The sequence below is a fragment of the Rhizobium pantanalense genome, from assembly GCF_030182525.1.
Classification (GTDB): Bacteria; Pseudomonadota; Alphaproteobacteria; order Rhizobiales; family Rhizobiaceae; genus Rhizobium.
Window position 1 is genome coordinate 1 of the sequence record NZ_JAQJCH010000006.1, and the last position, 15,473, is coordinate 15,473.

The window sequence follows — 15,473 nt, forward strand, 5'->3', positions numbered from 1 at the left end:
CGGCGGCGGTGGGTGGTATTTAACCACCTCCCCCTTGAGGGGGGAGGTCGCCGCGACGCGGCGGGTGGGGGTGATGATTGTTTGGCCGCAGAGGTTGCCGCGATCACCCCACCCCGGCACTTTGTGCCGACCCTCCCCCTCAAGGGGAGGGTGTGAACGGTGACTTTGTAATCGCAACGGATGTGGATCGTTGATGCTTAAAAAGCCCTCCAAACTCGATCGCTTCAAAATCGCCAACAGCCGTCGCCTACGCGCCGGTTCGACCGATGCGGAAGCCAAGCTTTGGAAGCATCTGTGGCGCATCCCGATCGAAGGCACCCATTTTCGCCGCCAAGTTCCGATCGGGCGCTATTTCGCCGATTTCGCCTGCCATCAGATCGGTCTGATTATCGAGCTTGACGGCAGCCAGCATGCGGAAGATGCGGCAAGGCGTTATGATGCCGAGCGGACAGCCTTTCTTGAGAGCCAAGGCTATCACGTCGTCCGATTCTGGAATGCAGAGGTCATGGATGAGATGGAGGCTGTTCTGGATACGATATTTGCCATTGTGCAGCAGCGGCAAATTTTGCTAGCAGAGGCCGACCGTTTTCACCCCACTCCGGCACGCCGTGCCGACCCTCTCTCTCAAGGGGAGGGTGAGGAACCTTGACATGCCCGATCTCCTTCTCGAACTCCGCTCCGAGGAAATTCCCGCCCGTATGCAGCGCAAGGCTGCCGGCGACCTGAAGAAGCTGGTGACCGATGCCCTGGTCGAAGCGGGTCTTTCCTATGAAGGTGCCAGGGAATATTGGACGCCGCGGCGCCTGACGCTCGATATTCGCGGTCTGACGGCGCGCTCGGCCGATGTGCGCGAGGAGCGCAAGGGCCCGCGCACCGATGCCAACGAGAAGGCGATCGAAGGTTTTCTGCGCGGTGCTGGCCTGTCCTCCATTTCCGAGGCGCAGGTGCAGAGCGACCCGAAGAAGGGCGATTTTTACGTTGCGATCATTTCCAAGCCCGGCCGTGCTGCCGAGGAAATCGTTGCCGCGGTCATGCCCGACATCATAAGAAACTTCCCCTGGCCGAAGTCGATGCGCTGGGGCAAGGCCTCGGTAAAGCCCGGCTCGCTGCGCTGGGTGCGCCCGCTGCAGTCGATCGTTTGCACCTTCGGCACCGAGCATGAAGAAACCACGGTCATTCCTTTTGAGATCGACGGCATCGTCGCCTCGAACGTGACCTATGGCCATCGCTTCCATGCCCCCGGCCCGATTACGGTCAAGCGTTTCGAGGATTATGCTTCGAGCCTGGAAAAGGCTTACGTCGTTCTGGATGCGGAGCGCCGCAAGGACATCATCCTGCATGATGCCCGCGACGTCGCTTTCGCCAACGGCCTCGAACTGGTCGAGGATGAAGGCCTGCTGGAGGAAGTTTCCGGCCTTGTCGAATGGCCGCAGGTGCTGATGGGCTCCTTCGAGGAGGATTATCTCTCGATCCCGTCCGAGATCATCCGCCTGACCATCAAGACCAACCAGAAGTGTTTCGTCACACGGCCGCAAGGCTCTCACCTCCCCCTTGAGGGGGGAGGTCGCAGCGAAGCTGCGGGTGGGGGTGATCTCGCGTCCCAACAAAATCACCCCACCCCGGCACTGCGTGCCGACCCTCCCCATCAAGGGGAGGGTGCGCTGTCCAACCGCTTCATTCTCGTCGCCAATATCCAGGCGACGGATGGCGGTAAGGAAATCATCCACGGCAACGGCAAGGTCGTGCGCGCTCGTTTGTCCGACGCGCTGCACTTCTGGAAGCGCGACCAGGGCGATCTGCCCGATCTCGAAACGCTGGAAGCCTCCGCTGAAAAGTTCGGCCTCGATCTGAAGAAGCCGCTCGATCAGCGCATGGCCAAACTTGACGCGCTCAACGTCACCTTCCATGCCAAGCTCGGCAGTCAGGGCGAGCGTGTCGCCCGCATCCGCGCGCTGGCCGCTGAACTCGCCAAGATCACCGGCGCCGATGCCGCTCTGGTCGATCGTGCCGTCGTGCTCGCCAAGGCCGACCTGCGCACCGAAGCCGTCGGCGAATTCCCCGAACTGCAGGGCGTCATGGGCCGCAAATATGCATCGCTGCAGGGCGAGAATGCCTCGGTCGCGACTGCGATCGAAGATCACTACAAGCCGCAAGGTCCCTCCGACCGCGTTCCCGAAGACAAGGTTGCAATCACTGTTGCGCTTGCCGACAAGCTGGATACGCTCGTCGGCTTCTGGGCAATCGACGAAAAGCCGACGGGCTCGAAGGATCCTTATGCACTGCGCCGCGCAGCCCTCGGTGTCGTCCGCATCCTCCTGGAGCGCGGCGTGCGTCTGCCGCTGCTGGCGACCACCAAGGATGCCGATCTGCTCGCCTTCTTCCATGACCGCCTGAAGGTCTACCTGCGCGATCTCGGTGCCCGCCATGACTTGATCGACGCCGTGCTGACGCCCCAGGCCGACGATCTGCTGATGGTTGCCCGCCGCGTCGAGGCGCTGACTGCCTTCATCACCTCCGAAGACGGCAAGAACCTGCTCGCCGGCACCAAACGCGCCACTCAGCTTCTGGCTGCCGAAGAGAAGAAGGGCACCGTCGTTGCCGATGGCGTTTCGGAAGCCTTGCTGAAACTAGATGCCGAAAAGGATCTCTTTGCTGCCGTAAAGGCCGCCTCTGCCGAGGCCTCCGATGCGATCGCCAAGGAAGATTTCCGTTCGGCCATGGCAGCCCTTTCCAAGCTGCGCGCACCCGTCGACCGCTTCTTCGAGGATGTGCTCGTCAACGATGAAGATGCCGCCATCCGCGCCAATCGCCTGGCGCTGCTGCGCCTGATCCGCCAGGCGACCGGCACGGTCGCCGACTTCTCGAAGATCGCGGGATAAGACACGGGGGCGCGATGACCGGAAAGATTCTCGTCAGCGCCTGCCTCATGGGCCATGCCGTCCGCTATGACGGCCGCTCCAAGCCTCTTGTTCATCCGGCGATCGATCGCTGGCGCGAGGAGGGGCGGTTGGTGACGATCTGTCCGGAAATGTCCGCCGGCATGGCGGTGCCAAGGCCGCCGGCCGAAATTGCAGGCGGTGCGACCGGCGAGGACGTGCTTGCCGGCTCGGCGCGCGTGATGGAAATCACCGGCGGTGATGTCACGGCGGAGTTTCGCCAGGCGGCGGAAAATGCGCTGGCCCTCGCCAATGAAACCGGCTGTCGCTATGCTCTCCTGATCGACGGCAGCCCGTCCTGCGGCTCGGATTTCATCTATGATGGTACATTTTCCGGCGGCAAGCAGAGGGGCCGCGGCGTCACCGCGGCGCTGCTCAAGCAGGCCGGTATAGAGGTCTATTCCGATCGCGAGATCGACCTGCTGGTTGAGCGCCTGAAGGTCGCAGACTGACGCAGCAAAGCTTTGCTCAAAAGAAAACCGCCGGACGCGAGCCCGGCGGTTTGCCATTTTTGCAACTGTACTGATCAGGCGGCGCGGCGATGATCCATGGTCGCGCGACCTTCGTTGACGCGGAAACCGCGGATGAGGGCGAGAAGATCCTCCGTATCGGCAGCGAGCGTCTCGGCCGACGCGGTGGTTTCCTCGGCCATGGCGGCATTCTGCTGCGTAGCGGCATCGAGCTGGTTCATCGAAGACGAGATCGAGCGCAGCGTCGTATCCTGCTCGGAGGCGCTGTGGGCGATCTTCGAGACGATCTCGTTGGCGGCCTTGATCTGGTCGGAGATGCGCTTCAGCGCCTCGCCCGCCTCGCCGACAAGGCGGACGCCCTGGTCGACCTGGCCGGAAGAGCGGGCGATCTGGTCCTTGATCTCCTTGGCGGCTGCCGCGGAGCGCTGGGCGAGTTCACGCACTTCCTGGGCGACGACGGCAAAACCCTTGCCGGATTCGCCGGCACGAGCCGCCTCGACGCCGGCATTGAGCGCCAGGAGGTTGGTCTGGAAGGCGATCTCATCGATGACGCCGATGATCTTGCCGATTTCTGCCGAAGACTTCTCGATGCCGCTCATCGCTTCGATTGCCTGGGCAACCACGGCATCGCTGCGCGATGCTTCGGCGCTGACGGCATGAACGCGCTTGCTGGCCTCATCGGCGCCTTCCGCGGTCTGTCGAACGGCGACGGTGAGCTCGTCGAGCGCTGCCGAGGTCTCTTCCAGGCTGGCGGCCTGACGTTCGGTGCGCTGTGACAGTTCGTTGGAGGCGCGGCGGATTTCTTCCTTGCTGAGGCCGATGTCGTTGCCCTTGGCGTTGACGCGGCCCATCGCGGCTTCCAGATGCGACAGTGCCTCGTTGAAGTTGTTGCGAAGGCCGGCATAGCTTGCGCCGAGATCGCCGCATCGCACGGTGAGGTCGCCGCGGGCGAGGTCTTCAAGCGCCCGGCCGATGACCGAGACGACGCGCGCCTGTTCGTGGGCCTCGTCCTGCTGCTGGCGCAGGTTCTGTTCGCGCTCGTTGCTGATTTCCAGCTCCTGTGCTGCCTGGCGGTCGGCAAGTGCATGACGTTCGCGAACCTTTTCCTGCAGCGCCTGGGTTGCCTTCGCCATCAGGCCGATTTCATTGCGCATCTCGGTATGTGGGATGGCTGTCTTCACGTCTTCGTCGGCGACGGCCTTCAGGGCCGCATGGACGTCGGTCAGCGGCTTCGTGATGCCGCGGATGAAGTAGAAGGCGGCACCGATACCGATCAGGAAGACGATGCCGCAGATCATGAGCGCACGCCACATGGTGGCCTCGATCTGCGCCTCGAGGTCATCCATGTAGACACCGCATCCTAGGACGATCTGCCAGGGCGCGAAGGCGGCTGAATAGCTGCCCTTCAGGAAGAACTCGCTGTCGGAGTGACCCGGCTTGTTCCAGTAATAGATGGTGCGGCCGCCGCCCTTGATGCCCTTCTCCACCATTTCCTTGCTGAAATGAGTGCCGTTCTTGTCGACCTGCGAGGACATGTCCTTGCCAATATTGACGGGGCTCGGATGAATGCGCTGGATCACATTGTAATCGAAACCGAAGAGATAGCCTGCCGGCGCGAAGCTGACATGCGACAGAACCTTGAAGGCTTCGGCCTGGGCCGCCTCATGGGTCATCTCGCCGGATTTTTCGCGCTGATAATACTGGTTCAAAACCGAGATGCCGGATTCGACCTGCGTGCGCAGCATGTCGAAGCGGTCGTCGTAAATGGAATCGGCCTGGGACCGGATCTGGAAATAAGTCGCCACCGCGAAGGCGGCCATCAGGACGCCAAGCAGGGCAAATAATTGATGCGAAATCTTGAGATTCTTCATGGTGCCTCCCACAGGGGTGAATACCGGTGCGGTTTCCTACCGCCTGTGCGATCGCCTGAGAGAATCCCAATACGCTTGCCGCCGCTCGAATGACATGCTGCTGTCCGGTGACAGTAAAATCGCTGTTTATGTCTAAAAAAGCTTTAATTGTAGGGATTTGGTTGTGTTTTATTTTAATTTAAACCGCAGATATGCGCTTGAATCATAAGTAATACATATTTTGACTTAAGGATGACTACGGCTGAACCAAGCATTTCCTGATAATTTATTTAGATATCCCGAATATTAGGAAAATATATTCGAAAACGTGAATGGTAGCCGGCATTCCGCAAGCAAACAAACTCAGCCGGGAATGGATTGCCAGATTATTGGCGAAGCTGGAAGCCGGAGATATCGAGCGGCGCAGGTTCGCGAGCCGCGGAGGAGTTGGGCAAAGCTGCCGTCCGAGCCGTCATGTCGATGCCATCGACGGGCTCACCGGCGGCCGCGAGCGCTTCTGGCGTAGGCTTGCTGACGAAGGTGACAGGCGAACCGCCCATCCACGCTTCGGTGCGGACCACCCTTTTCTGACCATCGATATTACGCACGACGACGGATTGGGTGCCGGGCTCCAGCGTCGGTACGCTATATTCCCTTTCCGCGACTGGCGGCTTCAGCGGAGGGCACTCGGTGCAGCTCTTGTCGATAATGCTGCCTCTGCCGCCGATCATCGTGCCTTCGATCGGCTGGATCGACGAGGCCATGGCGGAGCCGCCGGTCAGTACACACGCCAAGGTCACAAAGAAGGAACGCATAACCAAGAACTCCGCCTATAATGTCGGAGATATTACGGGAGCTTTATTTCCATCCCGTCAGGAGACTAGGTAAAAATTTAATGGACTTGCGATTGCAGAGCCGCCGCGGTGTTTACTTTTCACGCTCCACTGCACGCCATCCGATATCGTTGCGGTAGAAGCCGTTATCCCATTTCACCTTGCCAGCCAGAGCATAGGCACGTTCCTTTGCCTCGCTCACCGTCTTGCCGGTCGCCGTGATGTTCAGTACCCGACCGCCGGTCGCAACCAGCGTGCCGTCCTTCAGTTCTGTGCCGGCATGGAACACTTTCTCACCTTCACTATCCGCGGGTAGTGCTGTGATCGGCGTGTTCTTGGCATAGGAGCCGGGATAGCCTTTCGAGGCCATGACGACGGTCAGCGCCGGGTCGTCGCTCCATTCGGCCGTCACCTGATCCAGCGTGCCGTTGGCGCAGGCATAGAGCAGCGGCAGCAGGTCGCTCTTCAGCCGCATCATCAGTACCTGGCATTCGGGATCGCCGAAACGGACATTGTATTCGATCAGCTCAGGCCCCTTGGCGGTGATCATCAGCCCGGCGAAGAAGACGCCGCTGAAGGCATGGCCGCTTTCCGCCATGCCGCGCATCGTCGGCTCGATGATCTCCTTCATGGTGCGCTCGACCATGTCTGCAGTCATGACGGGGGCAGGGGAATAGGCGCCCATACCGCCGGTGTTCGGGCCGGTATCGCCGTCGCCGACGCGCTTGTGATCCTGGGCGGTTGCAAGCGCCAGCGCATGTTTGCCGTCGCAAAGGCAGAAGAAGCTTGCCTCTTCGCCATCGAGATAGGCTTCGATCACGACTTCCGCGCCGGCCTCGCCGAATGCACCCTCGAAGCAATCGTCGATCGCGGCAAGCGCCTCGTCGACCGTCATGGCGACGGTGACGCCCTTGCCCGCCGCCAGGCCGTCCGCCTTGACAACGATCGGTGCGCCTTGAGCGCGGATATAGGCTTTCGCCTTCGGTGCGTTGTTGAAGCGCTGGTAGGCGCCGGTGGGAATATTGTAGCGGGCGCAAATATCCTTGGTGAAACCCTTGGACCCTTCGAGTTGTGCCGCCGCTGCAGAAGGGCCGAAGACAGCGATGCCGGCGGCGCGTAGCGCATCGGCAATGCCGGCGACCAAGGGCGCCTCCGGGCCGACCACGACGAAGTTGATGGCCTTGTCCTTGCAGAAGGCGACAACGGCGTCATGGTTGTCGATATCGATCGCCGCAGGCGTCGCATGCTCGGCAATGCCGGGATTGCCCGGTGCGGCATAGAATTCCGTCATGAGAGGCGATTGCGCCAGCTTCCAGGCTAGTGCGTGCTCGCGTCCGCCCGATCCGATCAACAGAACTCTCATGGCTTGCCCTTTCGTTGCGTCCTTTTGCGCGGTTAAGCGGGGTTGGACCAAAGGTCAAGCGGCAAATCCTGTGGAGGCACGGCTGGCAACATTGCCATGCCTTTTTATCCCGCTAAAGCGGAAGCGGCTTCGCCCTCCATGCCATCTCCGCGCCCGGATTGGCGTGTTCCGTGACGAAAACCGCTTCTTATGTCCGCGGGATCATGCTTATGGTCCCCTCACGATTGTCCAGTTCAGAGAGACACATGTCCGCCGATATCCGTTCCCTTGCTGCTACCATCGCCGCCGAGATCAACTCCCGCCCGGATCAGGCCAAGGCCGCCATCGAGCTCTTGGACGAAGGCGCGACCGTGCCCTTCATTGCCCGTTACCGCAAGGAGGTGACTGGCGGCCTCGATGATACCCAGCTTCGCACTTTGTCGGAACGTCTCGTCTATCTGCGTGAGCTGGAAGCCCGCCGTGCCGCCATCATCGAATCCATCACCAGCCAGGGCAAGATGACCGACGAGTTGATGGGCAAGATCGCCATGGTCGCAACCAAGTCTGAGCTGGAAGACCTTTATCTGCCCTACAAGCCGAAGCGCCGCACGCGCGCCGAGATTGCGAGAGAGCGTGGCCTCGGCCCCCTGGCCGACACGATCCTTGCCGATCGCTCCAAGGAGCCGACGGTGCTGGCCGAAAGTTTCCTCACGGCCGATGTGCCTGATGTGAAGACGGCGCTGGAAGGCGCGCGCGATATCATCGCCGAAGGCATTGCCGAAAATGCCGATCTGCTCGGCAAGCTGCGCAACTACATGAAGACCAACGCCACGCTGAAGGCCGCCGTCGTCGACGGCAAGCAGGAGGCAGGCGCCAAGTTCTCGGACTATTTCGCCCATCAGGAGCGTTGGGCGACAGCACCCGGTCATCGCGCGCTCGCCATGCTGCGCGGCTGGAACGAAGAGGTCCTGACGCTCACTATCGAAGTCGATGTTGATGCCGTCTCACCGAACAAGCCGGTGGAACGCATGATCACTGCGGCCTATGATATCGGCGTCAGCCGGCCCGGCGATCGCTGGTTGACGGAGGTCGCGAGCTGGACATGGCGCGTGAAGCTTTCGATGTCACTGTCGCTCGACCTGATGCGCGAACTGCGCGAACGTGCCGAAGAAGAAGCGATCCATGTCTTCGCCCGCAATTTGAAGGATCTGCTGCTGGCGGCTCCTGCCGGTTCGCGCGCCACCATGGGCCTCGATCCGGGCATCCGCACCGGCGTCAAGGTCGCCGTGGTGGACGGCACGGGCAAGCTCCTGGAGACGACGACAGTCTATCCTTTCCCGCCGAAGAACGACGTACGCGGCACGCAGGCGACGCTGGCCGCGCTCATCCGCAAGCACAAGGTCGAGCTGATCGCGATCGGCAACGGCACGGGCAGCCGCGAAACCGAAAAGCTGGTGGCCGACATGCTGGCCGAACTGCCCGCTCCGAAGCCGACCAAGGTCATCGTTTCGGAAGCCGGCGCATCGGTCTATTCCGCCTCGGAAACGGCAGCTCTTGAATTCCCCGGCCTTGACGTCTCGCTGCGTGGTGCTGTCTCCATTGCCCGCCGCCTGCAGGATCCGCTGGCGGAGCTGGTGAAGATCGAGCCGAAATCGATCGGCGTCGGCCAATATCAGCACGATGTCGACCAACAAAAGCTGTCGCGTTCGCTGGATGCCGTGGTCGAGGATGCGGTGAACGCTGTCGGGGTCGATCTGAACACGGCCTCGGCGCCGCTGCTTTCCCGTGTCTCGGGTCTTGGCCCGTCGATCGCCGATGCCATCGTCAAGCATCGCGATGTCGAAGGCGCGTTTGAGACGCGGCGCGATCTCCTGAAAGTCGCCCGTCTCGGCCAGCGCACCTTCGAGCAATGCGCCGGCTTCCTGCGCATCCCGAATGGCAAAGAGCCGCTCGACGCGTCCTCGGTGCACCCGGAAGCCTATGGTGTGGCAAAGAAGATCGTTGCTGCCTGCGGCCGTGATCTCCGCACGCTGATGGGCGATACGGCAACGCTGAAGGCCATCGATCCCCGGCAATTCATCGACGACAAATTCGGCCTGCCGACCGTGCGTGACATCATCGCCGAGCTGGAAAAGCCGGGCCGAGATCCGCGTCCGAGCTTCAAGACAGCGACCTTTGCGGAGGGCGTCAACGAGATCAGCGACCTCAAGCCGGGAATGCTGCTGGAGGGAACCGTGACCAACGTTGCCGCCTTTGGCGCCTTCGTCGATATAGGCGTCCATCAGGACGGTTTGGTGCATGTCTCGCAGCTGGCGGACCGTTTCATCAAGGACCCGCATGAGGTCGTGAAGGCTGGCGATGTCGTCAAGGTCAGGGTCGTGGAAGTCGATGCGAAGCGTAAGCGAATCGGCCTTTCCATGCGCAAAGATGGCAGCACTGTGGCAGCCCCGTCGGGGCGTGACACACGCGAACAGGGTGGTTTGCGCAACGCTGGCGTTAAGGGAAATACCCGTCCGAAGGCCGAACAGCAGGGTAGTTTTGGAGCCGCCTTGGCCGATGCACTCAAACGAAAATAAGGACTTAGCGGAACTTCGTGCAAGAATGTCACACTCTGGCAGCGTTGTTGCCAGAGTGCCAATGACTGTGGAAAGGTGCGCTTGCCACGACGCTGTGAGGCGTTAAAGTTGCCTTAATGTCATGTCATAACATTCGAGGCGTCCATGGCGTCGACCCTTTTTCCTCTCGTCCAGAAAATCATCCGTAAAGGTTCACTCAGGCTTACGCTCGCATCCGGCGAGACCCATGTGGTCGGCGACGGTACCGGAGAGACGGTAGCCGTCCGGTTTGCCGACCAGCAGGCTGAAGATGCCGTCGCGCGCGATCCGACGCTCAAGCTCGGCGAAATGTATATGGAAGGCCGCTTCATCCTGGAGCAGGGCGACATTTACGAGTTCTTGTCGCTGGTGAAGCAGAATACCACCAACGAGGTCTTCGACTTCCGCATGGCGGCGCTGTTGATCGGCCGCATCGCCTGGCAGCAGATCAAGAGCCGCTCGCCGATCAATCGCAACAAGTACAATGTTGCGCATCACTACGATCTCTCGGCGAAGTTGTTCGATCTCTTCCTCGATGAGGACTGGCAATATTCCTGCGCCTATTTCAATCCACCTGGCATCAGCCTGGATGAAGCGCAGATCGCCAAGAAACGGCACATCGCTGCTAAACTGCTGGTCGAGCCTGGCCAGAAGGTGTTGGAGATCGGCTCCGGCTGGGGCGGCATGGCCATGTATCTTGCCGAAGCTTATCCCGGTCTCGACGTGACCGGCATCACGCTCAGCGAAGAGCAGCTCAAGGTATCGCGTGAGCGGGCGGCCAAGCGTGGCCTCTCCGATCGAGTCCGCTTCGAGCTACAGGACTATCGCTACATGACCGGCAAGAAATTCGACCGTATCGTCTCGGTCGGCATGTTCGAACATGTCGGCATCGGCGACTACGGCAAGTTCTTCCGCAAGGTTTCGGAGCTGCTTGATGATAATGGCGTCATGCTGCTGCACTCCATTGCCCGCCCGAAGCCGAGCTTTGCCACTAACGCCTTCATCGAAAAGTATATTTTCCCCGGCGGCTACATTCCGTCGATCGGCGAGACCACGCCGCCGCTGGAAAAGGCCGGCTTGCTCACGCGGGATGTCGAGACCCTGCCGATGCACTATGCCTATACGCTGAGGCATTGGCGCAACCGCTTCGTGGCGCGCAAGGCCGATGCCGTCGCGCTCTATGACGAGAAGTTCTTCCGCATGTGGGAGTTCTATCTAGCCGGTTCCGAAATGGGCTTCCGCTGGGATGAGCTCTTCATCATGCAGCTCCAGATCACCAAGAACCAGTTCGCCGTCCCCGACAACCGCAATTACATCGCGGAACGCGAGGCGAAGCTGAGGGAATTCGAGGCAGGGCGCGCACCTTTGGAGAAGGTGACGTTCTGAGCCCCTGTCATCGCGCCGTTTGAGGGGGCCGGACCGCGGAAAGCCACGGTCCGGCCTTTTCTATTCATGCCTGCGCGTCATCAAAGTTGCTATCTGCCGACATGGACGGTGAAGGTGCCGTCTTGCACCGTACCATCCGTATTCAGTCCCGTAAGCCGCAGGGTGAATTGGTCGGTGCCCGAGAAACCGGGATTCGGCGTGTAGTAGACAATGTTCCCCTGGACCGTCTTGCCCGAGCACAGGTAGGCATTGCTGTCTTTCGGGAACTTTGCCGCGACCGGGCCGTGCTCGATGTCAACCTTGCCGTGGGCAGGCTGCTTGATGACGCCCGTATAGGGAAATCCTGCAAAGGTGCAGTCCTGTTTCACGAGCGAAGTACTCGTAATCTTCGTCTTCTTGCCGGGGGCGGCACTTCCCGAAAAATGGCTTTGTTTCGCCCCGCCGATCGGAGTGCCGACACAGCCGGAAAGCGCCATGCCGGCAGCCAGCATCAGACCTAGGGAGATCAGGGATATGCTCTTCATTCGCTTCTCATCTTTTGAAATTGGGGGCTATGAGATGGCGGGTACTGGCAATTGCGACCGTTACCCACGATTGAGCATCTATACAGAAATTAAATCAACACGATAGGCCGGCGCATGTCGAATGGCATCCGGTTAGAGCAACCTGAATTTGATGTTCTGACGGGATTCGGGGTTTTGTGGTTAAGGGAGCGGTAACGCGATCCGCATAATTTGCAGCAACTCTCGGGTCCTCCGGCCCTTTGTATTGCGTATCATGGAGTTTCGTTGTGTTTGCAAAGTTAAGGTTCCTTTTCATTGGCGGCCTCTCCGCCATCGCCTATGCCGGCGCTGCTGAGGCGGGCGACGGCCAGCATTTGTGGTCGGGTGATTGGTACCTAAGCGTCGGTGCGGCCGGTTTCTCTGCACCGAAATTCGAAGGCGGCAAGCACAACAAGCTGCAATGGTCGCCATTGGTATCCATAGGCCGGCAGGGTCCTGGCCCACGCTTTTCCTCGCGCAACGACAATCCCTCCTTTGCCCTGATCGAAAGCGATGCCTTCCGCGTCGGCATCGTCGGCAAGTTCGTGCCGAGCCGCGACAGCGGCGACGGCCGTGAGCTGAGAGGATTGAAGAAGGTCAAGTGGGGTGTGGAAGCCGGCGGCTTTGCTGAAGCCTATCCCACGGACTGGTTGCGTGCCCGCGTCGAAGTTCGTCAGGGCATTCGCGCCCATAGCGGCGTCGTTGCCGATGCAGCGGTGGATGCCTTTACCGACATCACGCCGGAGCTTCGCGCTTCGGCCGGTCCGCGCATGACGCTCGCCAGCAGCGACTATTTCGACACCTATTACGGCGTCAATGCGCGCGAATCGGCCGCCTCCGGCCTCAGCGGCTACAAGCCCGGCGGCGGCGTCAAATCCGTCGGTTTCGGCGGCGCACTGACCTGGAAGGCCTCGCAGAACTGGACCACCAGCACCTTCCTCGAATATACCCGGCTCACCGGCCCGGCTGCCGACAGCAGCCTCGTGCGCGAGCGTGGCGACCGCAACCAACTGCTGATCGGCGTTTCCGCCAGCTACAAGTTCAATTTCACGATGAACTGAGCAACGGACGAGGTCATGTCTCGTTATGGCCTCGCCGCTTGACCTGAGGCGCCGGATATCACTACTACTCGCCTATGCAAAACACAGGCGACATCAATGGGCGCGTCGCTGACGCGCCATCCGGCAACTGGGTCTACCGCGTTCTGCCCCCGACGCTTTGGCCATACGCCCAGCTTGCACGCTGGGACAGGCCGATCGGCTGGCAGCTCCTGATGTGGCCATGCTTCTGGTCCGTCGCGCTTGCGGCCAATGCCTCCGTCGCCCTTGGACATGGCTCCCCCGGCTTCGTGGTGATCTACCATCTCTTTCTCTATTTCATCGGCGCCGTCGCGATGCGCGGTGCCGGCTGTACCTACAACGATCTGGTCGACCACGAGATCGACATGTCCGTGGCGCGCACCCGCTCGCGCCCGCTGCCCTCGGGCCGGGTGACGCGGCTCCAGGCAAAGGTGTTCATCGCATTGCAGGCTCTCGTCGGCTTGTTGGTGCTCCTGCAGTTCAATTGGTTTGCCATCGTGCTCGGTGTCCTATCGCTCGGCATCGTTGCGCTCTATCCCTTTGCCAAGCGCTTTACTGACTGGCCGCAATTCTTCCTTGGCCTTGCCTTTTCCTGGGGCGCTCTGATGGGCTGGGCGGGTCTCTTCGGCAGCCTGTCGCTTGCCCCGATCGTGCTCTATCTCGCCGCCATCCTCTGGACCATCGGTTACGATACGATCTACGCGCATCAGGACAAGGAGGATGATGAGCTGATCGGTGTGCGTTCGACCGCCCGGCTTTTCGGCGATCAGACTCGCCTCTGGCTGGTCGGGCTCTATGGAGCGACGCTGCTTCTGATGCTGCTATCCTTTGCGCTCGCCGGTACAAGCTGGCTCGCCTATCTCGGCCTGATCGTCGCCGGCGGCATGTTCGCCTATCAGATCGCCGTGCTCGATATCAACGACGGCACACAATGTCTGGCCCTCTTCAAATCAAACAATCGGGTCGGGCTGATCATCTTCGTCGGTCTTTTCCTGTCGTTCCTGTTTCTCGCTCCCTGAAGGATGGAATGCGCCGCATCAGGTTCCAGAGGAGGGCGTCATGGCATGCGAAATCCGTCTGGCCTCAGAGGCGGACACCGAGGCTATCAGTGGCGTAATCCTGACCGCACTTCACGAAAGCAACGCACAGGACTATTCTCCCGATATCATCGCGCGCGTTGCCGAAAGCTTTAGTCCCGCTGGCGTGCGCAGGCTCATGAGCAGCAGAACGGTCTTCGTGGCGGTCGAAGATGGAAGCATTGTCGGCACCGCGAGCCTTGACCGTGCCGTCGTGCGCACGGTGTTCGTCTCTCCCTCCGCGCAGCGACGCGGCATTGGCGCCTGCCTGATGGTGGCAATCGAACGGGCGGCGAGGGCAGGTGGTAATGCCATTCTGTCCGTCCCCTCGTCGATTACCGCGCAGGGCTTTTACGAAAAGCTCGGCTTCCATGCTGTCGGCGAGAGTTTTCATGGCGATGAACGAACGATCATTATGGAGCGCTCGCTGATACCATAAGATTTTGGCCGCGGGATCGGTTTTCCCGCGGCCGGCTTCTGGCGATATTCGATTTCAAGCCTAATCGGCTTAATGTCTGGCAATGATCTCGCGACCCTGGATTTTCATCTTGACGCCGAGCTTGCCAGTCGTGCGGCGCACGAGGAAGCGTGGGCGGCGATTTGCGAAATAGGAATGGCGGCGACGCGGCTGGCTGTCCTGCGAGCGGACGCCGCCGAGATGTTCTTCCAGCGGACGGGCCACGCCGTCGGCTTCGATCATCAGCATCGGGATGCGGAAGGCTTCCGACCAGGAGCGCCAGTCGGCGGCGATGTCGCTCAAATCGTGGGCCACGAGAAGGGGGATGCAGAGATCCGGATCGGAGTGATGCAGTTCTAGCGTGACGGTGACTTCGCCGTCGCCGTGATCTATGGCGCGGGCGGCTACACCCTGGAATGCACGCTTGGGCAAGGCAACGGACAGCGGCAGGCCGCTGGACGGCAGGATCTTGCGCAGCACTGCGCCGCGCTCGTCGATCGTAATGGTGACATCACCTTCGGCACCTCGCATGGCGTAGCTGACCTGTTGCGGGAAGCGCGCCGGATCAAGCCGCAGTGTGGTTCCAGCCCAGTCGGGCTTCAGGACGGTATTAGTCATCGATTTTTCTACCCTTGCTTTACCTGAGAGCCGGTTGTTTCGGTCTTCTCTCGGAGAACTTTGTCCTCTCGTTGTTGGGCAGATTAGGCGCCGTCCCTTCCAGACAGCTTAAAAATCGAGGTTAAGAAAACTTTGCGTCCTCAAATGGTTAGCAAACTCGAATGCATCAGGGTTTCCATAAGGTGAACACAGGGCAGGGTGGTGCTTCAGTATAGTGCACGCATAAGGTGAGTGCGTGTAAGTCTCAGGTAAGGTTTGTATGAAATAATGTCAGCCAGATTCGCCCCCTT

The 15,473-nt window shown here is 60.5% G+C and carries 13 protein-coding genes; 8 read left to right on the forward strand and 5 right to left on the reverse strand.

What is annotated here, in order from left to right; all coding sequences use genetic code 11:
• The first annotated feature begins 193 nt into the window (after nucleotides 1-193).
• The 3 genes from PH558_RS15895 to PH558_RS15905 are packed head-to-tail and all read left to right on the forward strand — an operon-like array spanning nucleotide 194 to nucleotide 3,388.
• Nucleotides 194-649, forward strand: coding sequence for an endonuclease domain-containing protein (locus PH558_RS15895; protein WP_285205394.1), 456 nt, complete (start codon nucleotides 194-196; stop codon nucleotides 647-649).
• A 1-nt stretch (nucleotide 650) separates the two neighbouring features.
• On the forward strand, nucleotides 651-2,879 hold the full coding sequence (gene glyS / locus PH558_RS15900; protein WP_285205395.1) for a glycine--tRNA ligase subunit beta: 2,229 nt from the start codon (nucleotides 651-653) through the stop codon (nucleotides 2,877-2,879).
• 14 nt (nucleotides 2,880-2,893) lie between these two features.
• Complete coding sequence (locus tag PH558_RS15905; protein ID WP_285205396.1) at nucleotides 2,894-3,388, forward strand: 2-thiouracil desulfurase family protein; 495 nt, start codon at nucleotides 2,894-2,896, stop codon at nucleotides 3,386-3,388.
• 74 nt (nucleotides 3,389-3,462) lie between these two features.
• Here PH558_RS15905 and PH558_RS15910 read toward each other — a convergent pair whose 3' ends face one another.
• From PH558_RS15910 to purD, 3 genes are all read right to left on the reverse strand, one after another.
• Nucleotides 3,463-5,277, reverse strand: a complete 1,815-nt coding sequence (locus tag PH558_RS15910) for a methyl-accepting chemotaxis protein (protein ID WP_095434104.1) — start codon at nucleotides 5,275-5,277, stop codon at nucleotides 3,463-3,465.
• A gap of 365 nt (nucleotides 5,278-5,642) precedes the next feature.
• Nucleotides 5,643-6,071: a plant virulence effector HPE1-like domain-containing protein gene (locus PH558_RS15915; protein WP_095434105.1), complete on the reverse strand. Its 429-nt coding sequence runs from the start codon at nucleotides 6,069-6,071 to the stop codon at nucleotides 5,643-5,645.
• Nucleotides 6,072-6,183: 112 nt separating this feature from the next.
• Complete coding sequence (gene purD, locus PH558_RS15920) at nucleotides 6,184-7,452, reverse strand: phosphoribosylamine--glycine ligase (RefSeq protein WP_285205403.1); 1,269 nt, start codon at nucleotides 7,450-7,452, stop codon at nucleotides 6,184-6,186.
• A 245-nt stretch (nucleotides 7,453-7,697) separates the two neighbouring features.
• On the opposite strand from purD, the gene PH558_RS15925 reads away from it, so the two are divergent.
• Together PH558_RS15925 and PH558_RS15930 are read left to right on the forward strand one after the other, a co-directional pair.
• On the forward strand, nucleotides 7,698-10,007 hold the full coding sequence (locus PH558_RS15925) for a Tex family protein (protein ID WP_285205405.1): 2,310 nt from the start codon (nucleotides 7,698-7,700) through the stop codon (nucleotides 10,005-10,007).
• A 144-nt stretch (nucleotides 10,008-10,151) separates the two neighbouring features.
• Nucleotides 10,152-11,411: a cyclopropane fatty acid synthase gene (locus PH558_RS15930; RefSeq protein ID WP_285205408.1), complete on the forward strand. Its 1,260-nt coding sequence runs from the start codon at nucleotides 10,152-10,154 to the stop codon at nucleotides 11,409-11,411.
• Nucleotides 11,412-11,500: 89 nt separating this feature from the next.
• On the opposite strand, the gene PH558_RS15935 is transcribed toward PH558_RS15930, so the two are convergent.
• Nucleotides 11,501-11,935 carry a hypothetical protein gene (locus PH558_RS15935; protein WP_285205409.1) on the reverse strand — a complete coding sequence of 145 codons (435 nt, stop codon included), beginning with the start codon at nucleotides 11,933-11,935 and terminating at the stop codon, nucleotides 11,501-11,503.
• Between the two features lie 293 nt (nucleotides 11,936-12,228).
• On the opposite strand from PH558_RS15935, the gene PH558_RS15940 reads away from it, so the two are divergent.
• The 3 genes from PH558_RS15940 (at nucleotide 12,229) to PH558_RS15950 (ending at nucleotide 14,547) form a co-directional block, all read left to right on the forward strand.
• Nucleotides 12,229-13,014: a MipA/OmpV family protein gene (locus tag PH558_RS15940; protein ID WP_446740080.1), complete on the forward strand. Its 786-nt coding sequence runs from the start codon at nucleotides 12,229-12,231 to the stop codon at nucleotides 13,012-13,014.
• A gap of 74 nt (nucleotides 13,015-13,088) precedes the next feature.
• Nucleotides 13,089-14,051 carry a 4-hydroxybenzoate octaprenyltransferase gene (ubiA, locus tag PH558_RS15945; protein WP_285205415.1) on the forward strand — a complete coding sequence of 321 codons (963 nt, stop codon included), beginning with the start codon at nucleotides 13,089-13,091 and terminating at the stop codon, nucleotides 14,049-14,051.
• A gap of 40 nt (nucleotides 14,052-14,091) precedes the next feature.
• A complete protein-coding gene (locus PH558_RS15950; RefSeq protein ID WP_285205418.1) occupies nucleotides 14,092-14,547 on the forward strand; it encodes a GNAT family N-acetyltransferase in 456 nt (151 codons plus the stop codon).
• A gap of 69 nt (nucleotides 14,548-14,616) precedes the next feature.
• On the opposite strand, the gene PH558_RS15955 is transcribed toward PH558_RS15950, so the two are convergent.
• Nucleotides 14,617-15,183: a DUF6101 family protein gene (locus PH558_RS15955; protein ID WP_092709621.1), complete on the reverse strand. Its 567-nt coding sequence runs from the start codon at nucleotides 15,181-15,183 to the stop codon at nucleotides 14,617-14,619.
• Nucleotides 15,184-15,473 lie beyond the last annotated feature (290 nt).

Bases quoted from the DNA above. Each gene is read 5' to 3' on its own strand.
- PH558_RS15895 (WP_285205394.1), top strand. From the start codon at position 194: ATGCTTAAAAAGCCCTCCAAACTCGATCGCTTCAAAATCGCCAACAGC.
- glyS (WP_285205395.1), top strand. From the start codon at position 651: ATGCCCGATCTCCTTCTCGAACTCCGCTCCGAGGAAATTCCCGCCCGT.
- PH558_RS15905 (WP_285205396.1), top strand. From the start codon at position 2,894: ATGACCGGAAAGATTCTCGTCAGCGCCTGCCTCATGGGCCATGCCGTC.
- PH558_RS15910 (WP_095434104.1), bottom strand. From the start codon at position 5,277: ATGAAGAATCTCAAGATTTCGCATCAATTATTTGCCCTGCTTGGCGTC.
- PH558_RS15915 (WP_095434105.1), bottom strand. From the start codon at position 6,071: ATGCGTTCCTTCTTTGTGACCTTGGCGTGTGTACTGACCGGCGGCTCC.
- purD (WP_285205403.1), bottom strand. From the start codon at position 7,452: ATGAGAGTTCTGTTGATCGGATCGGGCGGACGCGAGCACGCACTAGCC.
- PH558_RS15925 (WP_285205405.1), top strand. From the start codon at position 7,698: ATGTCCGCCGATATCCGTTCCCTTGCTGCTACCATCGCCGCCGAGATC.
- PH558_RS15930 (WP_285205408.1), top strand. From the start codon at position 10,152: ATGGCGTCGACCCTTTTTCCTCTCGTCCAGAAAATCATCCGTAAAGGT.
- PH558_RS15935 (WP_285205409.1), bottom strand. From the start codon at position 11,935: ATGAAGAGCATATCCCTGATCTCCCTAGGTCTGATGCTGGCTGCCGGC.
- ubiA (WP_285205415.1), top strand. From the start codon at position 13,089: ATGCAAAACACAGGCGACATCAATGGGCGCGTCGCTGACGCGCCATCC.
- PH558_RS15950 (WP_285205418.1), top strand. From the start codon at position 14,092: ATGGCATGCGAAATCCGTCTGGCCTCAGAGGCGGACACCGAGGCTATC.
- PH558_RS15955 (WP_092709621.1), bottom strand. From the start codon at position 15,183: ATGACTAATACCGTCCTGAAGCCCGACTGGGCTGGAACCACACTGCGG.